General features: G+C 75.3%; 13 protein-coding genes. 6 read left to right on the top strand and 7 right to left on the bottom strand.

Annotated elements, in window-relative coordinates; genetic code table 11:
- Positions 1-29: 29 nt before the first annotated feature.
- Genes BUE44_RS27590 through BUE44_RS27580 form a run of 3 tightly spaced genes read right to left on the bottom strand, consistent with a single transcriptional unit; the run spans position 30 to position 2,666 of the window.
- A complete protein-coding gene (locus tag BUE44_RS27590) occupies positions 30-719 on the bottom strand; it encodes a TetR/AcrR family transcriptional regulator (protein ID WP_073501712.1) in 690 nt (229 codons plus the stop codon).
- Positions 716-1,579: a sugar phosphate isomerase/epimerase family protein gene (locus tag BUE44_RS27585; protein ID WP_407640065.1), complete on the bottom strand. Its 864-nt coding sequence runs from the start codon at positions 1,577-1,579 to the stop codon at positions 716-718. The genes BUE44_RS27590 and BUE44_RS27585 overlap by 4 nt, the downstream gene beginning before the upstream one ends.
- Positions 1,580-1,610: 31 nt before the next feature.
- Positions 1,611-2,666, bottom strand: a complete 1,056-nt coding sequence (locus BUE44_RS27580) for a Ppx/GppA phosphatase family protein (RefSeq protein ID WP_079190132.1) — start codon at positions 2,664-2,666, stop codon at positions 1,611-1,613.
- 163 nt (positions 2,667-2,829) lie between these two features.
- Here BUE44_RS27580 and BUE44_RS27575 point away from each other — a divergent pair, with 163 nt between their 5' ends.
- The gene (locus tag BUE44_RS27575; RefSeq protein WP_073501710.1) at positions 2,830-3,636 is read left to right on the top strand and encodes a hypothetical protein; all 807 of its coding nucleotides are present in this window, start codon (positions 2,830-2,832) and stop codon (positions 3,634-3,636) included.
- A 299-nt stretch (positions 3,637-3,935) separates the two neighbouring features.
- On the opposite strand, the gene BUE44_RS27570 is transcribed toward BUE44_RS27575, so the two are convergent.
- Positions 3,936-4,217: a helix-turn-helix domain-containing protein gene (locus BUE44_RS27570; RefSeq protein ID WP_073501709.1), complete on the bottom strand. Its 282-nt coding sequence runs from the start codon at positions 4,215-4,217 to the stop codon at positions 3,936-3,938.
- 43 nt (positions 4,218-4,260) lie between these two features.
- Here BUE44_RS27570 and map point away from each other — a divergent pair, with 43 nt between their 5' ends.
- Entirely contained in the window at positions 4,261-5,028 is a 768-nt protein-coding gene (gene map, locus BUE44_RS27565) for a type I methionyl aminopeptidase (RefSeq protein ID WP_073501708.1), read from the top strand.
- Positions 5,029-5,086: 58 nt separating this feature from the next.
- Positions 5,087-5,455 carry a VOC family protein gene (locus BUE44_RS27560; protein WP_073501707.1) on the top strand — a complete coding sequence of 123 codons (369 nt, stop codon included), beginning with the start codon at positions 5,087-5,089 and terminating at the stop codon, positions 5,453-5,455.
- Between the two features lie 185 nt (positions 5,456-5,640).
- On the opposite strand, the gene BUE44_RS27555 is transcribed toward BUE44_RS27560, so the two are convergent.
- Entirely contained in the window at positions 5,641-7,332 is a 1,692-nt protein-coding gene (locus BUE44_RS27555; RefSeq protein ID WP_073501706.1) for a BACON domain-containing protein, read from the bottom strand.
- 220 nt (positions 7,333-7,552) lie between these two features.
- Here BUE44_RS27555 and radA point away from each other — a divergent pair, with 220 nt between their 5' ends.
- Positions 7,553-8,950 (top strand): DNA repair protein RadA, encoded by a 1,398-nt coding sequence (gene radA, locus BUE44_RS27550; RefSeq protein ID WP_073501705.1) that lies wholly within the window; start codon positions 7,553-7,555, stop codon positions 8,948-8,950.
- A 100-nt stretch (positions 8,951-9,050) separates the two neighbouring features.
- A complete protein-coding gene (disA, locus tag BUE44_RS27545) occupies positions 9,051-10,202 on the top strand; it encodes a DNA integrity scanning diadenylate cyclase DisA (protein ID WP_073501704.1) in 1,152 nt (383 codons plus the stop codon).
- Positions 10,203-10,244: 42 nt separating this feature from the next.
- Here the strand turns inward: disA and BUE44_RS37630 are convergent, their stop codons facing one another.
- Positions 10,245-11,126 (bottom strand): hypothetical protein, encoded by an 882-nt coding sequence (locus BUE44_RS37630; RefSeq protein WP_073501703.1) that lies wholly within the window; start codon positions 11,124-11,126, stop codon positions 10,245-10,247.
- Between the two features lie 130 nt (positions 11,127-11,256).
- On the opposite strand from BUE44_RS37630, the gene BUE44_RS27535 reads away from it, so the two are divergent.
- The gene (locus tag BUE44_RS27535; protein WP_073501702.1) at positions 11,257-12,213 is read left to right on the top strand and encodes an HhH-GPD family protein; all 957 of its coding nucleotides are present in this window, start codon (positions 11,257-11,259) and stop codon (positions 12,211-12,213) included.
- A gap of 62 nt (positions 12,214-12,275) precedes the next feature.
- On the opposite strand, the gene BUE44_RS27530 is transcribed toward BUE44_RS27535, so the two are convergent.
- Positions 12,276-13,508 carry a sensor histidine kinase gene (locus tag BUE44_RS27530; RefSeq protein WP_073501701.1) on the bottom strand — a complete coding sequence of 411 codons (1,233 nt, stop codon included), beginning with the start codon at positions 13,506-13,508 and terminating at the stop codon, positions 12,276-12,278.
- Between the last annotated feature and the right edge of the window lie 2 nt (positions 13,509-13,510).

Below are 13,510 nucleotides of genomic sequence, written 5' to 3'. Positions count from 1 at the left end.
CCGCCAACCGGCCGACGTCCGGCCGTACGTCATCCGCCGGCGCCCGGCCGCACGTCGGGGTCGGTGAGATAGCGCTGGAGCGTCGGCGCGACCAGCGCCACCAGGTCCTCCGGCTCGGCCGAGGCCATCGGCTCCACCTTCACCACGTAGCGCAGCATGATGATCCCGACCAGCTGCGCCGCGGCGAGCTGCACGCGGAATTCCGGGTCGGGCACCCGCAGCTCCCCCGCCACCCGGGCCAGCACCCGGCGGCCGACGAGGCCGCGGAAGACCGCCGCGGCCCGCTCGTTGGTGACGGCGGAGCGGACGATCGCCAGCAGCGGCTCCCGGCTGACCGGGTCCTCCCAGATGCCCAGCATGAAGCGGGCCACCCGCTCCCCCATGCCCTCGTGGTCGCCCGCGGCCAGTGCGGCGGGCAGTTCGAGCGCCGGGCCGAAGGACAGCTCGATCGCGGCGGCGAAGACCTGCTCCTTGGTGCCGAAGTAGTGGTGGACCAGGGCCGCGTCCACACCGGCGGCCTTGCCGATGGAGCGGACGGAGGTCTTGTCGAAGCCGTGCGCCGAGAACTCCTCGCGGGCGGCGGCGAGGATGCGCTCCCGGGTCCCGGCCCCCGCTCCCGCCCCCGTGCCCGCGGGCCGGCCGCGGCGCCGGGGCGTGCCGTCGCCCGCGGGCGTACCGGACGGCGTACCCGCGGGCGTACCGGAGGCCGTACCGCTCATGCCCGGACCGACGACGGGCGGGACGGCGAGGGCACCGCCAGGTGGCGGCGGGTGAAGGACAGCGCCTCCGCGAGGTCGCTCTCCCGCTCGGCCGCGGACATCGCCCGCCGGGTGTTGACCTCGATCACCACGTGCCCGCGGTAGTCGCTCGCCGCCAGCGACTCCAGCAGCGCCCCGCACGGCTGCGACCCGCGCCCCGGCACCAGGTGCTCGTCCTTCGCCGAGCCGCTGCCGTCCGCGAGGTGGACGTGCGCCAGCCGGTCGCCCATCCGCGCGACCATCTCCAGCGTCTCGGTACGGGATGTGGCCGCGTGCGACAGGTCGACGGTGAAGTGCCGGTAGTCCTCGCGCGTCACGTCCCAGTCGGGGGCGTACGCCAGCATCTCGCGGTCGCGGTAGCGCCACGGGTACATGTTCTCGACCGCGAAGCGCACGTCGGTCTCGTCGGCCATGCGCCAGATGCCGCGGACGAAGTCCCGGGCGTAGTTGCGCTGCCACCGGAAGGGCGGGTGCACCACGACCGTGGAGGCGCCCAGCCGCAGCGCGGCCTTCCTGGCCCGCTGGAGCTTCACCCACGGGTCGGTGGACCACACCCGCTGGGTGATCAGCAGGCAGGGGGCGTGCACGGCCAGCACCGGCATGCGGTGGTAGTCCGAGAGCCGCCGCAGCGCGTCCACGTCCTGGCTGACCGGGTCGGTCCACACCATGACCTCGACCCCGTCGTATCCCAGCCGGGCGGCGATCTCGAACGCCGTCGCCGTGGACTCCGGATACACCGAGGCCGTGGACAGCGCGACCTTCACGCCGGATACGCCGCCGGTTCGCTTCCTGGGGTCCACTGGTTCAGCCACGGGAGCCAGCGTACGGCGGGGTCCCCCGCGTACGGTCGCCTCAGGCGGGCCGGCGGGCCACTGTGGCGCCCGCACGGCCGTCCGGAGGCGTGGACGCGGGTGTGGGGTTGACCACAGTGCCGTGCGTGTCGCCCGCCAGGCCCCCGGCCGACGCCGCCCCCGCGGTGTCCGCGGCCATCACGTCCAGCTTGCGCAGGATCACACCCTCGCGCAGCGCCCACGGGCAGATCTCCAGCTCGTCCACCCCGTAGAGGTCCATCGCCCCCTCGGCCACCAGCGCGCCCGCCAGCAGCTGCCCGGCCCGCCCCTCGGAGACCCCGGGCAGCCCGGCCCGCCGCTGCGCCGTCATCGCCGCCAGCCGCGGCACCCACTCCTCCACCGCGCCCCGCCGCAGCACCCGCTGCACGTACAGCCCCTCCGCGCTGCGGGCGGCCCCGGCGATCCTGGCCAGCTGGCGGAAGGTCTTCGAGGTGCCCACCGCGAGGTCGGGCGGGCCGAGCCGGACGAATTCCGCGACCGTCCTGGCGATCTCGGCCCGCACATGCCGGCGCAGGCCGCGCACGTCCTGCGCGCTCGGCGGATCCCCCGGCAGCCACCCGCCGGTCAGCCGCCCGGCGCCCAGCGGCAGCGACACCGCCGCGTCCGGGTACTCGTCGATCCCGTAGCCGACCTCCAGCGAGCCGCCGCCGATGTCCAGCACCAGCAGCTTCCCCGCCGACCAGCCGAACCACCGCCGTACCGCCAGGAACGTCAGCCGCGACTCGTCCTCCCCCGACAGGACCGTCAGCCGCACCCCGGTCTCCTGCTCGACCCGGGCCAGCACCGCCTCGCCGTTCGCCGCCTCCCGCACCGCGGACGTCGCGAACGGCAGCACGTCCTCGGCGCCCTTGTCCTCCGCGACCCGCAGCGCGTCCGCGATCGTCGCGACCAGCAGGTCGACCCCGTCCGCGCTGATCGCCCCGTCCTTGTCCAGCAACTGCGCGAGCCGCAGATCCGCCTTGTGCGAATACGCCGGCAGCGGCCGCGCGCCCGGGTGCGCGTCCACCACCAGCAGGTGAACGGTGTTGGAACCCACGTCGAGCACTCCCAGTCGCATGGGCAGCACTGTAGCCAGCGTCACAGACCGCCGCGTCGGCAGTCGGCCACCGCCGGACCGGACCTCCCTTCTCCGCTGCCCGCAGCGGGAAAGCAGCTGTCCGAGGCGACCGGGCGGAGGTGCGTGACCGTATTCGGCGCATTCCGGTCTTACGCTGGGGCACGTGGCAAAGGCGAAGGCCCGCAAGGGCGCACAGCAGACCGGACCGGTGGCGACGGCTGACGAGGCCGGTCTCGACTTCGCTCGTACGTGGGTGGAGTTCGGCGACCCCGCCGACGAGGAGCAGGTCTTCAGGTGCGACCTGACATGGCTGACCTCCCGGTGGACGTGCGTGTTCGGCAGCGGCTGCCAGGGCATCGTGGCCGGGCGGGCCGACGACGGCTGCTGCTCGCTGGGCGCGCACTTCTCCGACGACGACGACGAGAAGCGGGTCGCCGAGCATGTGAGCCGCCTCACACCAGACAGCTGGCAGTTCCACGGCCTCGGCACCGGTCCCGACGGCTCCTGGGCCGAGGAGAACGAGGACGGCGAGCGGCAGACCCGCGTCGTGGACGGTGCCTGCATCTTCTCCAACCGGGCCGGCTTCGCCGGCGGCCAGGGCTGCGCGCTGCACGCCCTGGCGCTGCGGGAGGGCCGCGAGCCGCTGGAGACCAAGCCCGACGTCTGCTGGCAGTTGCCGATCCGCCGCACCTTCGACTGGGTCGACCGGCCCGACGACACCCGGGTCCTGGTCGTCTCGATCGGCGAGTACGACCGCCGGGGCTGGGGCCCCGGCGGCCACGACCTGCACTGGTGGTGCACCTCGGCGACCTCCGCCCACGGCGGCGGCGAGCCCGTCTACGCCTCCTACCGCGCCGAGCTGACCGAGCTGATGGGCGAGGCCGCCTACGCCGAACTCTCCGCCGCCTGCGAGGCCCGCCTCGCCACGTCCCTCCCCCTGGTGGCCCCCCACCCGGCCGACAAGTCCTGACCTCGCCGCCACCCGGCGCCGGGCGCGCGACTTGCGCGCCGCAGCCCAGGGTCCGACGCGCGCGTCGTCCCCGAACGCCGGTGACGGCGCGCCCGCGCCGGACCGCCGGGCCTACTGGCCCCGCACCCGGCCGACAGGCCTGACCTCCGCGTCCTTCCGGGCGCCGGCGGGACGACCGTGCCGGACCCGCCCGGCCTGCTGGCCGCATCCGGCCGGCAGGCGTACGCGCGTCACCCCCGGGGCGGCGGCGGGGACGCCCCGGATCGTCAGGCGGCCGGGCGCCCCGCCCCCCGGGGCCGTCACGCCGACAGTGCGGCCGCGTCCTGCGCGGCCTCGGCTTCTTCAGCGCAGGCGGTGACCAGGACGTCCAGGGACAGGCCCAGCGCTCCGGCCAGGGCGGCGACCGTGAAGAAGGCGGGTGTCGGGGCGCGGCCCGTCTCGATCTTGCGGAGCGTCTCGGCGGAGACGCCGGCGGCCGCCGCGACCTCCACCATGCTGCGATCGCCGCGCGCCTCGCGCAGCAGCGCGCCGAAGCACTCTCCGCGCCTGCGCTCCCACGGGGTCAAAGGAGTTCTCACCATGCCGTGATACTAATACCGGTATAAGAATTGGAGGAGGACCACCATGGTGGAGATCAAGACCGACACGGCCCTGGACGCGATGCGCGAGGCCGGCCGGGTCGTCGCCCGGGCACTGGCCGCCGTCGAGGCGGCGGCGGGCGTCGGGGTGTCGCTGCGCGAACTCGACGAGGCCGCCCGCACCGTGCTCAACGAGGCCGGCGCCCGCTCACCCTTCCTGGGCTACCGCCCGCCCTTCGCGCCCACCCCCTTCCCCGCCGTGATCTGCGCCTCGGTCAACGACGCGATCGTCCACGGCATCCCCGGCGACTACCGGCTGCGCGACGGCGACCTCGTCAGCATCGACTGCGGCGCCGAACTCGACGGCTGGACCGGTGACGCCGCGACCACCTTCACCGTCGGCCACGCCCGGGCCGCCGACCTCGACCTCATCGCGGCGACCCGCAAGGCCCTCGACGCCGGCATCGCGGCGGCCGTCGCGGGGCACCGCATCGGCGACATCTCGCACGCCATCGGCCAGGTCGCGCGTGCCGCGCGCTGCGGCATGCCCGCGGACTTCGGCGGCCACGGCATCGGCCGCCGCATGCACGAGGACCCGCACGTCCCCAACCGGGGCCGCCCCGGCCGCGGTTTCCCCCTCAAGCCGGGCCTGGCCCTCGCGATCGAGCCGATGCTGATGTCCGGCGGCCAGGACGCGTACGTCACCGCCGCGGACGGCTGGACCCTCCGTACGATCGACGGCAGCCGGGCCGCCCACATCGAGCACACCATCGCCGTCACGGAGCAGGGCCCGCGCGTGCTGACAGCGCTCTAGCCGTCCACGGAGCCGCGGCCGCTGTTGCCGGCCCGCCGCCGTGCGCGAGAATCGGCGCATGCTGAAAGTCGGTTCGGTGGTGCTGGGCGTCTCCGACGTGGCCCGTGCGGCCGCGTTCTGGACGGCGGCCCTGGGATACGTCCCGCGCGAGGAGAAGGACGACGACTGGGTGGTCCTGGAACCTCCGGCAGGAGCCGGGGTGCAACTGGCGCTCGGTTTCAGCGAGACGCCGGTCCAGGAGCATCCGCGGATCCATCTGGACCTCTACGCCGGGGACGCGCGGGACCAGGCGGCCGAAGTCGAGCGCCTGGTGTCCCTGGGGGCCGAGCGCGTCGACTGGGACCTCTATCCCGACGACCCCGACTTCGTGGTCCTCGCCGATCCCGACGGCAACCGCTTCTGCGTCATCGACACCGAGCACTCCTGACGGAGCCGGGACGGCCGCAGGCCGAGCCGCGGCAAGACGGCCGGTGCGGACCCCGCTCGGCCAAGCGCCCTGTCGGGCCGCCCGCGGCGCAGGCAGCGCGTCCCGCCTCGGACGGAACCCGGGCCCCGGGTGACCCGGCCGCGCCCGCCGCTCTCCCGGTGCCGGGTGGGCGGGTCGGCCCCCGGTCAGGGAGACGTGGCCGTCGCGGAAGGGGTCGGGGTGTCCGTGGGAGGTTCCGTCGTCGGTGGCGGGGTGGTGGGCGGCGGGGTCGGGGACGGGGTGGTGGACGTCGGCGGGGGGCTCGACGGCGGGGGATCGGTGGGCGGCGGGACGGAGCGGCGGTGGGAGCCGCGGAGGATCAGTGTGGTGTCGGCCGGGGCGAAGGTCACGGAGGCGGTCCAGGAGCCGGCGGGTGCCAGGGAGCGGACCACGCTGATCGAGAGGGTGGCCGACTGGCCGGGGTGCAGGACGCCCGACGTCGCGGACAGGCGGAGCCAGCCGGCCGTGGTCGTCGCGGACCAGTGGACATCGGCGGAGCCGCTCGCCGTGAGCGTCACGAGGGTGCGGCCGGCGGCGGGGGCTGCCGTCACCGTCAGGTGGCCCGCGCCCGGTGACGGGGACGGCGCACCGGAGGGGGTCACCGTCACGGCGGTGACGTCCGCCTCGCCCGGCGGCGTCGGCGCGGCAGGCCTGCCGGCGTCCGAAGGCCCGGGGTGCGCGGCCCCGGCCTTCTCGTAGGGGAAACCCACCCCGTCGGGAGCCCCGGCCGCGGCCCGCCCTGGGCCGTGGTGGGCGTCGTCGCCGCCCAGCGGCGTCGCGCGGTAGGCGGCCCAGACCGCCAGCACGGGTGCGGCGACGACGGCCGCGACGACCGTGGTCGTCAGGGCCCGGTGCCGCAGTTGGGCCCGCCGCGCCGCCCGGTCCTTCAGGTCCAGCGGGAAGCCGCGCCGGTCGAAGCGGGGTGTGCATTCGCGGCTGCGGCCGGCCCCGGCCTCCATGGCGTGCAGCAGTGCGGCGCAGGCGGCGGCGCGGGGCGCCTCGATGAGGGCGAGCACGGCGGTGGCGTCCGCGGTGGCGCCGGGCCACGGCCCGGCGGCGACGGCGCGCTCGGCCGTACGCCGGCACAGGGTGCATTCGTCGACGTGGCGTACGAGTTCGTCCCGCAGCGCCGGACCGAGCAGGACCTTGGTGTCCGCGGCGAGTCGGGCCAGCGAGGCGCAGTGCCCGGTGTCGACGACGGCGAGCGCGGCCCGGGTGCGCTCGACCTCGCAGGCGGCGCGGGCCAGCAGGCCGCGGGCCGCGTCGGTTTCGAGGCCGAGGACCGCCGCGACCTCGTGCGGCGGCAACTGGTGGCGTACCGCCAATTCCAGTGCCTCGCGCTGCTCCGGCGTGGTGCCGGCGGCCTCCGGCCAGGCCAGGGCGGCCAGTTGGGCGGCCCGCTGGTCGGCGACGGAGGTCGCGGCGCGGACGGGGGCCAGCGGGGTGCCGGCGGCGAGGCGGCGCAGGCAGGACCAGCGGGCGAGCGCGTAGAGCCAGGGGCGCCGCAGCGCGGGGTCGCGCAGCCGGGAGCGCTGGCGTTCGGCCAGCGCGATGACCTCGCCGAGGGCGCCGGCGGCGGCGTCGTGCTCGCACAGGACGGACAGGCAGTACGTGTACAGGCCGTCGAGGTACGGCTCGTAGTGCGCGGGGGGCACCATCGGCAGGGTGCCCTGCGGCCGGCGGCGCACGCCGTCACGCTCCCGGCCGTCGCCGGAGGGCCCGGAGGAACCGGAACGGGCGGCCGCCCGCGCAGCCGAGCGGCTCGACCCGGCCGCCCGGTGCCTGCGATGCGCGCCGGTCGTCTGCGGGGAGGGGGTGGGGGTCTCCTGCCTGCTCATCACCGGGCGACGGTAGGCCCGCGACCGCCCCGGCTTCAGGCGTCCTCGCGGCCATTAATCCTTATGGGTAATGATGCGCCCCGAAAGGGGACACTTCCTCCGTTCATACGAGTGAATACGCGCGCGCACGCTCGAACCGCGCGTCGCACGCCCCCGTACGCGCCCTGCCCCGCGCCGAGGGCCAGGGACGGCTGTCGTACCCGACCGCTACGGTGGCGCCATGGCCACCCGCAAGCCCGCCTCGAAGGACCGTCCCTCCTACCGCTGCACCGAGTGCGGCTGGACCACCGTCAAGTGGCTCGGCCGGTGCGGCGAGTGCCAGGCGTGGGGGACGGTGGAGGAGTACGGGGGCGTGTCGGCCGTGCGCACCACGGCCCCCGGGCGGGTGAGCGCGCCGGCGCGGCCGATCGGGCAGGTCGACGGGCGGCAGGCGACCGCGCGCTCGACGGGGGTGCCCGAGCTGGACCGGGTGCTGGGCGGCGGCCTGGTCCCGGGCGCGGTGGCGCTGCTGGCGGGCGAGCCGGGAGTCGGGAAGTCCACGCTGCTGCTCGACGTGGCGGCGAAGGCGTCCAGCGCGCAGAGCCCGGTGCTGTATGTCACGGGTGAGGAGTCGGCGTCGCAGGTGCGGTTGCGGGCGGACCGTATCGGCGCGCTCGCCGACCACCTCTATCTGGCGGCCGAGACGGACCTGTCGGCGGTGCTCGGGCATCTGGACGACGTCAAGCCGTCGCTGCTGGTGCTGGACTCGGTGCAGACCGTGGCGTCGCCGGAGATCGACGGCGCCCCGGGCGGCGTGGCGCAGATCAGGGAGGTCGCGGGCGCCCTGATCAGAGCGTCCAAGCAGCGCGGGATGGCCACGCTGCTGGTCGGCCACGTCACCAAGGACGGGACGATCGCCGGGCCGCGGCTGCTGGAGCACCTGGTGGACGTGGTGCTGAGCTTCGAGGGCGACCGGCACGCGCGGCTGCGGCTGATCCGCGGGGTGAAGAACAGATACGGGGCCACCGACGAGGTCGGCTGCTTCGAGCTGCACGACGAGGGCATCACGGGCCTGGCCGACCCCTCGGGCCTGTTCCTGACCCGGCGCGACGAGCCGGTGCCGGGCACGTGCCTGACGGTGACGCTGGAGGGCAAGCGGCCGCTGGTCGCGGAGGTGCAGGCGCTGACCGTGGACACCCAGATCCCGTCGCCCCGGCGTACGACGTCCGGCCTGGAGAATTCCCGGGTGTCGATGATGCTGGCGGTGCTCGAACAGCGCGGCCGGATCAAGGCGATCGGGAAGCAGGACATCTACACGGCGACGGTGGGCGGGGTGAAGCTGACCGAGCCGGCCGCCGACCTGGCGGTGGCGCTGGCGCTGGCCAGCGCGGCGATCGACACCCCGCTGCCGAAGAACCTGGTGGCGATCGGCGAGGTGGGGCTGGCCGGCGAGGTGCGCCGGGTCACCGGGGTGCAGCGCCGGCTCTCCGAGGCGGCGAGGCTCGGTTTCACGCACGCGCTGGTGCCGACCGACCCTGGCAAGGTGCCGGCCGGGATGCGGGTGATCGAGGTCTCGGACATCGGTGACGCCCTGCGCGCGCTGCCTGCGAGGGCGTCCCGGGGGAAGGCTTCCGGGTAGTCGTGGCGTAGGGCGGTGGAGGGAGCGCACGCCGGCGATCGGCGGCCCGCGGCGCGGACGACGTAAACTCACTCCAAACCGCACCGACCGGAGGAACGCAGTGGCAGCCAACGACCGGGCAGGCGCCGCCCCGGCCCGCAAGGCAGCGGCGGACTCCGCCAGCAGGTCCGGCACCGGCCAGGACGGCGGGCTGATGCGCGCGTCGCTGAGCGCGGTCGCGCCCGGCACGGGCCTGCGCGACGGCCTGGAGCGCATCCTGCGCGGCAATACCGGTGGCCTGATCGTGCTGGGCATGGACAAGACCGTGGAGTCGCTGTGCACCGGCGGGTTCGTCCTCGACGTGGAATTCACCGCGACCCGGCTGCGCGAGCTGTGCAAGCTGGACGGCGCGCTGATCCTGGACAAGGACATCACCAAGATCCTGCGGGCCGGCGTGCAGTTGGTGCCCGACCCGACGATCCCGACCGAGGAGACCGGCACCCGGCACCGCACCGCGGACCGGGTCAGCAGGCAGGTCAACTTCCCGGTGGTGTCGGTCAGCCAGTCGATGCGGCTGATCGCGCTGTACGTGGACGGGCAGCGCCGGGTCCTGGAGGACTCGGCGGCGATCCTGTCCCGCGCCAACCAGGCGCTGGCCACCCTTGAGCGGTACAAGCTGCGGCTGGACGAGGTGGCGGGCACCCTGTCGGCACTGGAGATCGAGGACCTGGTCACGGTCCGCGACGTCACGGCGGTGGCGCAGCGGCTGGAGATGGTGCGCCGGATCGCCACCGAGATCGCCGAGTATGTCGTGGAGTTGGGCACCGACGGGCGGCTGCTGTCGCTCCAACTGGACGAACTGATCGCGGGCGTGGAGCCCGAACGCGAGCTGGTGGCCCGGGACTACGTGCCGGAGCCGACGGCCAAGCGCAGCCGTACGGTCGGCGAGGCGATGGCCGACCTGGACACCCTGCCGCAGGGCGAGCTGATCGAACTGACCACGGTGGCACGGGCGTTGGGCTACACGGGCTCGCCCGAGTCGCTGGACTCGGCGGTGTCGCCGCGGGGCTACCGGCTGCTGGCGAAGGTGCCGCGGCTGCCGAACACGGTCATCGAGCGGCTGGTGGAGCACTTCGGCGGCCTGCAGAAGCTGCTCGCCGCCAGCGTGGACGACCTCCAGGCGGTCGACGGCGTCGGCGAGGCCCGCGCCCGCTCGGTCCGCGAGGGCCTGTCGCGGCTGGCGGAGTCCTCGATCCTCGAACGGTACGTGTAGCGGCCGGCCTGCAGGCCCAACGGCCCGCGGGCCGGCCCCCCGTCAGTCCTGTGTGAGCACGAACGGCACGCTCTTGGCGCCGAAGCCCGGCAGTTGGGCCTGGGCCAGGTAGTTGCCGGGCGCGGCCTGCGCGCCCTTGGGGGCGGCGCAGTGCGGGGAGCTGGTCCTACCGTTCCAGCGCAGCGTGTAGGTGGTGGTGCCGTGCGCGGGCACCTGGAGCAGATACGGCGACGCGTTGCCCGGGCAGTCGTCCGTCGCCCATACGTGGCTGTCGTCGGGCGTCTTGGTGACGGTGAAGACCGCGCTGCGCGGGCCGAAGTCCAGCTTGCAGGTGACGGAACCGGAGTTGGCGGCGTGCAGCTGGAAGACCGGGTTCTCGCCGGGCGCGTACGCGTTCTGGGCGCTGGTCAGCGACAACGTCACCGTGCCGGGGGCGCAGTTGGGCAGTGTCGAGCCGACCGGGACCTGGTCGCCGCCCGAGCCCGTACCCGCGCCGGCCCCGCCGGACGTACCCGCGGACGTGCCGTCCGTGGCACCCGCGGACGAGCCGGTGGACGTGCCGGTGGTCGTACCGGCGGACGTGCCCGCCGAAGTGCCGTCGCCCGCACCGGCGTCGCTCCCCGCGTCCGAGCCCCCGCCCGTACCGCCGCTGGAGCCTGCGCCGCCGTCCGCGGGGGCGGTGTCGCGGCCGCCGGGGCGCCCGCTGATATGGGTGCCGCTCGGCGCGGGCCCCGCGGTGATGGTCGCCGCCGGGGAGCGCGAACCGCTGGGCGCGGAGGAGCCCTTGCCGCTTCCGCCGCCGCCCGAGGTCACCGCCCAGGCCACCAGTACGGCGATCAGCGCCACGAGGGCGAACACCACGACGCGCCGCCGCCAGTAGATGGACGACGGGAGAGGTCCGACGGGATTGCGCAACGAGCCCACACCCGAACTCTAGGGGAGATCACCCGTGTGCCGTCGCAACACCCGCCGCTCGGTGCCCGCTCTTTGCCGATGATCACCTTTACGTCGGCGGCCGGTCGCTGTGGGTGGCGTGTGCGAGGATCGCGAGGCGATGAGCACAGACCTCCACCACACCCCCGAGCACGACGCCACCGAGCGGCCCGCCCCCGAGCCCGCGTCCGTCACCGCCTCCCCGCGCGCGGCCGTGCTGCACGACCTGGTCATCGACTGGTTCGGCGCGCACGCCCGCGACCTGCCCTGGCGCCGCCCGGACGCGGGCGCCTGGTCGGTGATGGTCAGCGAGTTCATGCTCCAGCAGACCCCGGTGGCCCGGGTGCTGCCGGTGCACGAGCAGTGGCTGGCCCGCTGGCCGCGCCCCGCCGACCTGGCCGCCGAGTCGCCCGGCGAGGCGGTCAGAGCGTGGGGCCGGCTCGGCTATCCGCGCCGGGCCCTGCGGCTGCACGCCGCGGCCGGCGCGATAGCGCAGCGGCACGGCGGCGAGGTGCCGCACGAGCACGCGGAGCTGCTGGCGCTGCCCGGCGTCGGGGAGTACACGGCGGCGGCGGTCGCGTCGTTCGCGTACGGGCGGCGGCACACGGTGCTCGACACGAACGTGCGGCGGGTCTTCGCGCGGGTGGTGACCGGTGTCGCCCACCCGCCGAACGCGACGACGGCCGCCGAGCGGCGTACGGCGGCGTCCCTGCTGCCCGCCGACGAGGCGACCGCGGCGCGCTGGGCGGCGGCGACGATGGAGCTGGGCGCGTTGGTGTGCACCGCCCGCTCCCCGCAGTGCGGGCAGTGCCCGGTGGCGGCGCTGTGCGCGTGGCGGCTCGCGGGTTCGCCGCCGCACGAGGGGCCGCCGCGGCGCGGCCAGACCTACGCCGGGACCGACCGCCAGGTCCGCGGCCGCCTCCTGGCGGTGCTGCGCGCCTCCCCCGGCCCCGTGCCGCAGGCGGCCCTCGACGCGGTGTGGCACGAGCCGGTGCAGCGGGCCAGGGCTCTGGACGGCCTGGTCGAGGACGGCCTGGTCGAGCCGCTCGCCCACGGGGTCTACCGCCTCCCGGCCTGACCTGCCCGCTCCGTGCGGGTGTCCGAGGCGGCCTTTCCGGCTGGGCGCCCTTGAGGGACCGCTCAGCGCGGCAGCAGCAGCTGCGCGACCGCGCCGCCGCCGTCCGCGGCCGGGGCGTTGCGGAAGGTGAGGCGGGCGCCGAGGACGCGGGCCTGGCCGGTGGCGATGGTCAGGCCGAGGCCGTGGCCCGCGCCGGAGCGGTCGGTGGAGCCGGTGCGGAATCGGCTGGGCCCCTCGCGCAGCAGGTCCGGGGGGAAGCCGGGGCCGTGGTCGCGGACGCGCACGAAGGGGCCGTCGACGAGGACGTCGATGGGGGCGGCGCCGTGGCGGGCGGCGTTGGCGAGGAGATTGCCGAGGATGCGTTCCAGGCGGCGCGGGTCGGTCTGGACGACGGCGTCCTCCGCGACGGTGACGGCGGCGTCCGGGGCCAGCACCGGCACCCGGCGGCGTACGAACTCGCCGAGTGCGACCTCCTGGAGGTCGGCGTGTTCGGCGGCGCCGTCGAGGCGGGCGACTTCGAGGACGTCCTCGACCAGGGTGCGCAGCGCGTGCACCCGGTCGCGTACCAGCTCGGAGGGGCGGCCGGGGGGCAGTAGTTCGGCGGCGGTGACCAGGCCGGTGACCGGGGTGCGCAGCTCGTGGGCGATGTCGGCGGTGACCCGCCGCTCCGCCTCCAGGCGCAATTGCAGCGCGTCGGCCATCGCGTCGACGGCGCGGGCCAGCTCGTCGGTCTCGTCGCGGCCCCGGCCGCCGATCGCCTCGCGCACCCGGACCTGCGTGTCGCCGTCGGCGACCTTGCGCGCGGCGGTCGCCGCCTTCCGCAGCCGCCGCGACATGCGCCCGCCGACGAGGACGCCGATGGCGGTGCCGCCGAGGACCACGGCCACCGAGCCGAGCACCAGGGTCCGGTCGAGGTCGATCAGAACCGAGTAGCGGTCGGTGAAGCCGGTCTTGAGCGACAGCACCTTGCCGGCGCCGGCCGGCGTCTCGGCCCAGACGACCAGGCCGGAGCGGGTCTGCTGGACGAAGGTGGCGCGCTGGCCCTTGGCGGCGTAGTCCTTCAACTCGGTCGGCAGGGCCCGGTCGTTGAGGGCGGCGTAGAAGACGAGGCGGCCGTTGGTCTCGTAGATCCGCAGCGCGGACTGCACGCGCTCGTCCTGGACGTCCCTGGCGCTGTTGATCATGCTGACCCGGGCCGCGTTGTGCACGACCAGGCTCAGCGCGACGACGACCAGCGCGGAGACGACCGCGATGGCGGCGCTGAGCTTCCAGCGCAGGGTGAGCCGCAGAGCCATCG

This window comes from Actinacidiphila paucisporea, assembly GCF_900142575.1.
Lineage (GTDB): Bacteria > Actinomycetota > Actinomycetes > Streptomycetales > Streptomycetaceae > Actinacidiphila > Actinacidiphila paucisporea.
Note: the sequence above shows the minus strand (reverse complement) of the source record. Positions and strands in the feature narration are given on the sequence as shown.